This is a genomic window from Nocardia noduli (genome assembly GCF_019038455.1).
GTDB lineage: Bacteria > Actinomycetota > Actinomycetes > Mycobacteriales > Mycobacteriaceae > Nocardia > Nocardia noduli.
Map to the genome: position 1 here is coordinate 1 of NZ_JAFMPL010000185.1, position 7,913 is coordinate 7,913.

Below are 7,913 nucleotides of genomic sequence, written 5' to 3' on the forward strand. Positions count from 1 at the left end.
CCGCCACCCTACGAACCGTTGGCGCCCGCCCCGCGCGAGCAGGGCCCGCCGACCCTGACCATCATCGGCGCCGTGTGCGCGGTGCTCGCGCTGTTGCTGTGCCCGATCCTGTTCGGCCCCGCGGGCATCGTCTTCGGCTACCTGGCGCACAAGAAGGGCGAGAAATTCGGCAAATGGGTCGCCGTCGCGTCCGCGGTCGCCCTCGTACTCGGGCTGGTCGTGAGTTTGATCGTCTACAACAGGTAGACGGGACGGCGACGCGGACATTCCGACAGTGTCCGCGTGGGCCGATGCCGCTCAGTGCAGATGGACCGCCGTCGCGGCGCGACGGAGTTTGCCCGACGACGTCTTGGGCAGCGCGCCGGGACCGAGGACCGCGACGGTGCGCGGACGGACGCCCTCTTCGGAGAACACCGCGTGCACGATCTCGCGTTCGATGCGCTTGACCTCGTCGGGATTCTCGTGATCGTTGGATTCCACCACCACCGCGAAACTTTCGCGCTTGTCGCCCGCGTCGAGCCGCACGGCGACGGCGTTGCCCGGCCGCACGCCGGATACCCGCATCGCGGCACGTTCGATATCGGTGGGGTAGATATTGCGCCCGCCCATGATGATGACGTCCTTGATGCGCCCGCACACCACGATCAGGCCTGCTTCGGTGAAGTAACCGATGTCGCCGGTGTCGAGCCATCCGTCCGCGTCCTGCGCGGCGCGGAACCCCTCCACCGTGACATAGCCGGAAGTGACCGCGAGACCGCGCAATTCGATGACACCGACGGATCGCGTCGGCAGCGGCTGCCGTTCGGCGTCGACGACCCGGCCTTCGAGATGGTCCACGAGGTAGCCCAGGGTCGGCAGTCGACGCACCGCGCCGTGGGTGTTGTCGGCGTGCACCGGCACCGCCTTGCCGAGCGCTTCGAGCAGGCCCGCGTCGATGATGTCGAGTACCTGGCCGTGCCCGGGGTCGGGCACCGAGACCGCGAGCGTGGTTTCGGCCATGCCGTAGACGGGAGTCAGCGCCATCGGGTTGAGTCCGAAACGCGCTCCGGCGGCGGCGAGTGCCTCCATGGTGTCGGGATCCACCGGTTCCGCGCCGTTCCACATGTAGCGCACAGAGCTCAGATCGAGTGCGCCGTCGGGAGTCTGGGCGAGCCTGCGCGCCAGCAGCGAGTACGCGAAATTCGGTGCGGCGGTCACTGTTCCGCGATATTTGTCGATCAGCTCGGCCCACAGCAGCGGCCGCTTCAGGAAGTCGAGCGGGGTGATGCACACGACTTCGGCGCCCAGGTGCATCGGCACGCTGAGGAATCCGACCATGCCCATATCGTGGAACAGGGGCAACCAGCTGATCATCACGTCGTCGTCGAGCTGGAATTTGACCCGGTCGAACATCGCGTAGGCGTTGACGTAGAAATTCTCGTGGGTGATCCGCACGGCCTTGGGTGAACCGGTCGACCCCGAGGTCAACTGCTGGAGGGCGATATCGTCCTCGCCGGTCGGGAGCGGATCGATCTCGTCGCCGCCGCGCAATTCGTCGATCAGCACGACGGTGATGCCGCGTTCGCGCAGCAGCGGCGCGGCGATCTCGAACGGCGCGCCGAGCACGACCGCGCGTGCCTCGATCATCCCGAGGACGGTCTCGGTATCGCGGGCCCACACACCCAGGTCGGTGCGCGGCGTCGGCTGGTGCAGCATCGTGACGGAAGCGTCGCGCATCCAGACGGCCTGGCACGCGGGGGCGATATCGACCGGCATTCCCGCCAGCACGCCGACGGCGTCCCCCGGCCCGATTCCGGCCGCCGCGAGCCCACCGGCCATCCGCCGGGCGATCCCGTGGATCTCGCCCCACGTCGAGCGTGTGGGCGCGTCCGGCTCCCCCGTGACCAGACCGCGGTCGGAGCTACCCGCGGTCGCGTACATCTCCTCGGTGAACCTGCTCACTGTCGGTCTCCTCGGTATGAAACAGGCCGATCGCCCGCCCTGTTCCAACTATCCCGCCGAAGAGTCCGTACGTTAACCCCCTTTCCCATCCCCGACGGTCACAAGCTGAGTGCGACACCCCCGACACGCCGCGAAAATGGACTCGATCCGAGGAAGAGAATCCGTCGACTCGGTGGTCGGGACCTGATCAGGCCGAGCGGACCTGTGTCCGATCGTGGGCGAACGTGGCCGCGTACCGGTCCACGTAGGGGCGGCCCGCCCTGGCCGCCAGGTCGCGCATCAGTTCGTCGGTGGCGGCGCGCGGGTGGTGATGGTCGGCGGCTCCGTAGTAGCGGGGCGCGCCGAAGCCGACCCGCACCTTGGCGAAACGCCAGCGGCGGCTGCCGCGCGGATTGACACGGTCGGTACCGGACAGCACGACCGGGATCACGGGCGCGCCGGTGGCGATGGCGACCCGCAGGGTGCCGGTGCGGCCGCGATAGATCCGGCCGTCGGGGGACCGCGTTCCCTCCGGATGAATGGCCCAGACGCCGCCGGATTCGAGGATGCGGGTGGCGGCGGCCAAGGCGTCAGCCGCCGCGCTACCGCCGGTGCGGTCGACCGGGACCTGCCCCGCCACCGTGTAGAACCACCGGGTGCAGCGCCCCTTCAGGCCGGTGCCGGTGAAGTACTCCATCTTGGCGAGGAAGGTGACGCGGCGCGGCAGTACCAGCGCCAGATACAGCGAGTCGATGAACGCGAGGTGATTGGCCGCGATGATCACCGGACCGCTGTCCGGGACATGATGCAGCCCTTCGATTTCCGGCCGCCCGAGCAGCCGCAGCAGCGGACCGAGCAGAACGTGTTTGAAGAGCCGGTACCACATGGACTTCCTTCCGGAACGGGAGCGTAGACACTGTCTACACGATTCGGGTAGACAGTGTCTACCCCCGCCGGGCGACACCCGGGTACCCGGGTGGACAATGTCGGCATGGTCGAGAGCGAGCCGCTGCGGGAACGATTGGTCGGCGTCGGGGTCGACCTGCTCGAAGAGGTGGGCGCGGAGGGACTCGGCCTGCGCGCCATCACCCGCGCCGCCGGTGTCTCCCACGGCGCGCCGCGCCGGTATTTCCCCAGCCACAACGCATTGCTCGCCGCCATCGCCGCCCGCGGTTTCGGCGATCTGCTCCGACGTTTCACCACGGTCACCGGAACCCCGCGTGATCGGTTGCGCGGCATGGCATTCGAATATGTCGAATTCGCGGGCGCCAGGCCCGAGATGTTCACCCTCATGTTCCGCCACGATCTGCTGGAGGGTTCGGGAGAGAATCTGCGCGAGACGACGCTGCCCGCCTACGCCGCGTTCGTCGACCTGGTCCGCGCCGTCCTCGGTCCGGACGCCGCACCCGAGACGGTGGCCGCGCGCGCCCTCGCGCTGTGGACCAACCTGCACGGTGTGGCCACGCTGCGCGCCAACCGCAGTCTCGCCCTCATCGCCGCCGACACCGACGCCCGCGCCCTGGTCGGTCGGGTGATCGAATTACATCTGCCCTGAACGCGGTTCGGATCAGAGCCGAGGGGGCAGCGGAATGCGCGCCAGATCCTCGGCGACGACGATCTCACCGGAGAATCGACGTTCGGCTTCGGCGCGGTGGCCGTCCAGGGTGCGGTAGCGCTGGGAGAAGTGGGTCAGGACCAGGGTGCGGACGCCCGCTTCGGCGGCCACCCCGGCGGCCTGGGCGGCGGTGAGATGTCCGTGTTCGGCGGCGAGGTCGGCCTCCGATTCCAGGAAGGTCGCCTCGATGACGAGAAGGTCGACGCCGGAAGCCAATTCGAAGACACCGTCGCACAATCGGGTGTCCATGACGAAGGCCACACTCTGGCCCGGTCTCGGTTCGCCGACCTCGGCCAGAGTGACGGTACGGCCCTCGTGTTCCACCGCGCCCAGCCGCCGCAGGTCACCGACGACGGGTCCGCTCAAACCCAGCTCACGGAGTCGCCGCTGTGACATCCGGAATCCGTCCGGTTCGGTGATCCGGTACCCGAACGCCTCGACCGGGTGCGACAGCGGCGCCGCGGTGAGGACGAACGGCGCACCGGGCGCTTCCAGCGGTCCCCCTTCCACGATCGGATGTGGGCGCAGGTCGACGGTCCGGTGATAGGCGGTGGCATTGCACAGTCGCTGGTAGTACACCTCGCCCGAGGCCGGGTAGTACACGTCCACCGGATGCGGCACCCGGTCCAGGTTGATGCGCTGGACGATCCCTGGCAGGCCGAGGCAGTGATCGCCGTGGAAATGGGTGAGGGCGATCCGGGTGATGTCGGTCGCCGAGACGCCCGCGTACGTCATCTGCCGCTGGGTGCCCTCACCTGGATCGAACAGCACGCCCTCCTCGGCCCAGCGCAGCAGGTAGCCGTTGTGATTGCGCAGTTTGGTCGGCACCTGACTCGCGGTGCCGAGGACGACGAGTTCGCGCTGCGACACTGTCGCTACAGCGCCGAGACGGCCGCGACGAAGCGGTCGAGTTCATCGAAACCGACGAAGCAGTGCGGCGAGGCGCGCACCACCGAGGCCAGGCCGCGTTCGGTCATGTCGAGCAGGGTGGAACTCGCGTGGCTGACCGTGACGGTGATGTCCTGTTCGGCGAGGCGGTCGCGCACCGCGAGCGGGTCGACGCCGTCGACGGTGAACGAGACGATGCCACTGTGGCGGATGCCAAGGTCGCGCACGGTCACCCCGGAGATCTGCGGTAATGCCTTGCGCAGATGTTCGGCGCGCGCCGCGATGGCCGCGTAGACCTCGTCGGGGCCGAGTTCGAGCAGGTATCGCACCGCGGCGCCGAGACCGAGGCGGGCCGCGACATCGTGTTCCCAGAATTCGAAGCGCGAGGCGTCCCGCGCGAGGCGGAAATCGGTCCCGTCGACCCATTCGGCGCTGTGCAGGTCGAGCCGCTGCGGTTCCATGGTCGCCGCCAGCTCGGGTCGCACGTAGAGGAATCCGGTGCCGCGCGGACCGCGCAGCCATTTGCGTCCGGTGACCGACAACGCGTCGACATCGAGTTCCGCGACGTCGATCGGGATCTGCCCGGCCGACTGGCAGGCGTCGAGCAGGACGAGCGCGCCCACCGAATGCGCGATCGCGGTGGCTTCGGCGGCCGGGTTGACCAGCCCGCCGTTGGTCGGCGCGTGCAGCACCGAGACCAGTCGCACCCGCTCGTCGACCATCTTCTCGAACGCGTCGAGGTCGAGTTGGCCGCTGCTGTCGCTCGGAATGCGCTCGACGATCGCGCCCACCGTGCGGGCCCGCTGCAACGCGGCGATGGCGTTGCTCGCGTAGTCCGAACCCGAGATCAGGATGCGGTCACCCGGCGCGAGCGGCACCGAGTAGAAGAAATCCGCCCACGATCTGGTCGCACTGTCGCTGAGCGCGATACTGCCCGGCGCGGCGTTGATCAATGCGCCGATCACGGTCTTCACCGCGGCGAGGTCGGGGAGACGTTCGCTCGCGGCCCGATAACCGCCGATCACGGCCTCGCGGCGCAGATGGCCGACGACGGTGTCGACGACGACGCGCGGCGGCAACGACGATCCGGCACTGTCGAGGAAGACCGACCCCGTGTCCGAGTCGTAACCGGGGGTGTCGGCCCGCACGCGCTTCAGGTCAAGCATGTACTCGACCCTATCGGGTGACGATCGACACGGCCTCCGAGTCCGAGCCGTCACATATTCGTCGGTTTCTTCCCCCCGTACTTGTCGGTGTCGCTCGCTACGCTGGATTGATGCGAGGCGGGGAATAAACGCCCGCGACAGTGCGATACGGAACTACGAGATCGAACGCTCCGGGTGAGATCCGGCAGCCGGAACCACGCAGCTCGAACCAGGCAAACTCGAACGCGATACGAACTTACGGCGTCGGACCCGATCCGGCCCGTGCAGGAACTCACGGTGGAGGTCGGCATGGCGGTTACTCTCGAGCATCCGGAATCGACCGGCTCCGCCCCCGCGTCGGAGGAACTGTCCTCGCGTGCCGCGGCCGAGGCGTACGTGGGCGGTGTCTGCTTCAAGCTGGGCCCACCCACGCTGATCGGCGCCGAACTCGAATGGCTCACCGTGCAGGGTGAGTGTTCGGCGTCAGGCCCGACGGCCGCCCCACGCCCGCGGTTGGCTGCACTGGCAGCCGCACTCGGACCCTACGCACCGAGGTCCATCGCCCCCGATTCACCGGCGGTCCCGCTGCCGGGGGGCAGCCGGGTCACCATGGAACCCGGCGGTCAGATCGAACTCTCCAGCGCCCCCTTCGCTACCGCCGCCGAATTGTGCGAGCGCCTGAGCGAGGATGCCGGGCTGCTGATCGAACTTCTCGGTTCCCGATCGATCCGCGTGGTAGCCGCCTCCGCCGACGCGGATCGCCACCCCGAACGCGTGCTGCGACTACCCCGCTACCGCGCGATGGAGCAGTGCTTCGACGGAATCGGCCCCTTCGGCAAACTCATGATGTGCAATACCGCGGCCACCCAGGTCAGCGTGGACGCGGGCGCCGACGCGGCGCAGGTCGCCGCGCGCTGGACGGCCACCCATGTCATCGGCCCCGCGCTGCTCGCCGCCTTCGCGTGCTCCCCCGTCCTGCGTGGCGCTCCGGCGGGCGCGTGGGCCTCCCAGCGCATGCGGACCTGGCTGCGGCTGGACAACGCGCGCACCCGTCCGCCCGCCGAGGACTGGTCCGACCCCATCGCCTCCTACGCCCGCTGGGCGCTGGACGTCCCCCTGCTGTGTGTGCGCCGTCCCGACGGCGGCGCCAACGGCTCGGCGACGAACGGCTCGGGCGACAACTGGTCGGCGCCGCCGTGCGCCACCTTCGCCGACTGGCTCGGCGGCGCGCTCGATGACGAGATAGGCCGAAGACCCGGCCTCGCCGACCTCGACTACCACCTCACCACCCTGTTTCCGCCGGTCCGCGCCTCGGGTCATCTGGAGATCCGCTACATCGACGCCCAGCCCGAGGACGTGTGGGCCGTGCCGGTCCACGCCGTCGACGCGCTGCTGTCCACCCCCGAGATCGTCGCCGAGGCGACGGCGCTGGCCGCTCCGCTCACCGGCCGCTGGCTCGACTCTGCCCGGCAAGGACTGGCCGACCCGCAGATCCGGCAGATCGCGGCCGACATCCTCGCCCTCGCCGCCGCGCACGCCGCGACACCGGCCGCGGCGACCGAACTGGAGGCCGCGGCCCGACGCTGCCGCGCGAGCCTGACACCGAGCGGAGAGCGGGCCGGAGCGAGTTCGTGACCGGCCGGATCCGCACCGGCTACCAGCGCGAGCCGCCGCCCGGCCCGCCGTTCCCCCGTTCCGCATCGAACAACCCTCGGAGAGTTCTGCCGTGACCACGCACTTTTCCGCACCCACCGACGACGTCGAGCGATTACGCGACCGGATCGCCTCGGCACTGGCCCGTGCGCGCGCCCGTACCCTCGGTCTCACCGACGCCCTGGACGAGTCCGAACTGGTAGCCCAGCATTCCCGCCTGATGAGTCCACTGGTGTGGGATCTCGCCCATATCGGCAATCAGGAGGAGCTGTGGCTGGTGCGCGATGTCGGCGGTCGCGCGCCCGTTCGCGCCGATATCGATGAGCTCTACGACGCGTTCAAACACGCAAGGGCGAATCGGCCGGGCCTGCCGCTGCTCGATCCGACACAGGCACGCGACTACGTCGGCACGGTCCGCGACAAGGTGTGGGATGTGCTGGACCGCAACACCTTGCGCGGCGATCCCCTCGTCCGGGACGGTTTCGCGTTCGGCATGATCGCCCAGCACGAACAGCAGCACGACGAGACGATGCTGGCCACCCACCAATTGCGCGCGGGTGAAGCGGTGCTGTCCGCGCCGCCCGCGCCCACCGCCGCCACCCCCGTCGACGGCGAGATCATCGTTCCCGCAGGGGAATTCACGATGGGCACCTCCACCCACCCGTGGGCGCTGGACAACGAGCGCCCACGGG

The 7,913-nt window shown here is 69.2% G+C and carries 8 protein-coding genes; 4 read left to right on the top strand and 4 right to left on the bottom strand.

The genetic code is table 11. The features are described from left to right. On the top strand, positions 1–246 hold a 246-nt coding region (locus JZ792_RS40255; RefSeq protein ID WP_438804439.1), incomplete at its 5' end, for a hypothetical protein. A 51-nt stretch (positions 247–297) separates the two neighbouring features. Here the strand turns inward: JZ792_RS40255 and JZ792_RS40260 are convergent. Together JZ792_RS40260 and JZ792_RS40265 are read right to left on the bottom strand one after the other, a co-directional pair. Continuing rightward, positions 298–1,941, bottom strand: a complete 1,644-nt coding sequence (locus tag JZ792_RS40260; RefSeq protein WP_216918143.1) for a fatty acyl-AMP ligase — start codon at positions 1,939–1,941, stop codon at positions 298–300. 187 nt (positions 1,942–2,128) lie between these two features. Continuing rightward, on the bottom strand, positions 2,129–2,806 hold the full coding sequence (locus tag JZ792_RS40265) for a lysophospholipid acyltransferase family protein (protein ID WP_216918144.1): 678 nt from the start codon (positions 2,804–2,806) through the stop codon (positions 2,129–2,131). A gap of 105 nt (positions 2,807–2,911) precedes the next feature. Between JZ792_RS40265 and JZ792_RS40270 the strand changes: the two genes are divergently transcribed. Next, on the top strand, positions 2,912–3,475 hold the full coding sequence (locus JZ792_RS40270) for a TetR/AcrR family transcriptional regulator (RefSeq protein WP_216918145.1): 564 nt from the start codon (positions 2,912–2,914) through the stop codon (positions 3,473–3,475). Between the two features lie 12 nt (positions 3,476–3,487). Here the strand turns inward: JZ792_RS40270 and JZ792_RS40275 are convergent, their stop codons facing one another. Both JZ792_RS40275 and JZ792_RS40280 read right to left on the bottom strand, forming a co-directional pair. Then, a complete protein-coding gene (locus JZ792_RS40275) occupies positions 3,488–4,405 on the bottom strand; it encodes a ribonuclease Z (protein WP_216918146.1) in 918 nt (305 codons plus the stop codon). Positions 4,406–4,410: 5 nt separating this feature from the next. Continuing rightward, positions 4,411–5,589, bottom strand: a complete 1,179-nt coding sequence (locus tag JZ792_RS40280) for an aminotransferase class V-fold PLP-dependent enzyme (protein ID WP_216918147.1) — start codon at positions 5,587–5,589, stop codon at positions 4,411–4,413. A 288-nt stretch (positions 5,590–5,877) separates the two neighbouring features. Between JZ792_RS40280 and egtA the strand changes: the two genes are divergently transcribed. Beyond that, positions 5,878–7,203: an ergothioneine biosynthesis glutamate--cysteine ligase EgtA gene (egtA, locus tag JZ792_RS40285; protein ID WP_216918148.1), complete on the top strand. Its 1,326-nt coding sequence runs from the start codon at positions 5,878–5,880 to the stop codon at positions 7,201–7,203. Between the two features lie 145 nt (positions 7,204–7,348). Beyond that, positions 7,349–7,913 (top strand): DinB family protein (locus JZ792_RS40290; RefSeq protein WP_438804440.1); only part of this gene is annotated, 565 nt, incomplete at its 3' end.

Excerpts from the sequence above, each read along its gene's own strand:
- JZ792_RS40265 (WP_216918144.1), bottom strand. The coding sequence starts at position 2,806 with ATGTGGTACCGGCTCTTCAAACACGTTCTGCTCGGTCCGCTGCTGCGG.
- JZ792_RS40270 (WP_216918145.1), top strand. The coding sequence starts at position 2,912 with ATGGTCGAGAGCGAGCCGCTGCGGGAACGATTGGTCGGCGTCGGGGTC.
- JZ792_RS40280 (WP_216918147.1), bottom strand. The coding sequence starts at position 5,589 with ATGCTTGACCTGAAGCGCGTGCGGGCCGACACCCCCGGTTACGACTCG.
- egtA (WP_216918148.1), top strand. The coding sequence starts at position 5,878 with ATGGCGGTTACTCTCGAGCATCCGGAATCGACCGGCTCCGCCCCCGCG.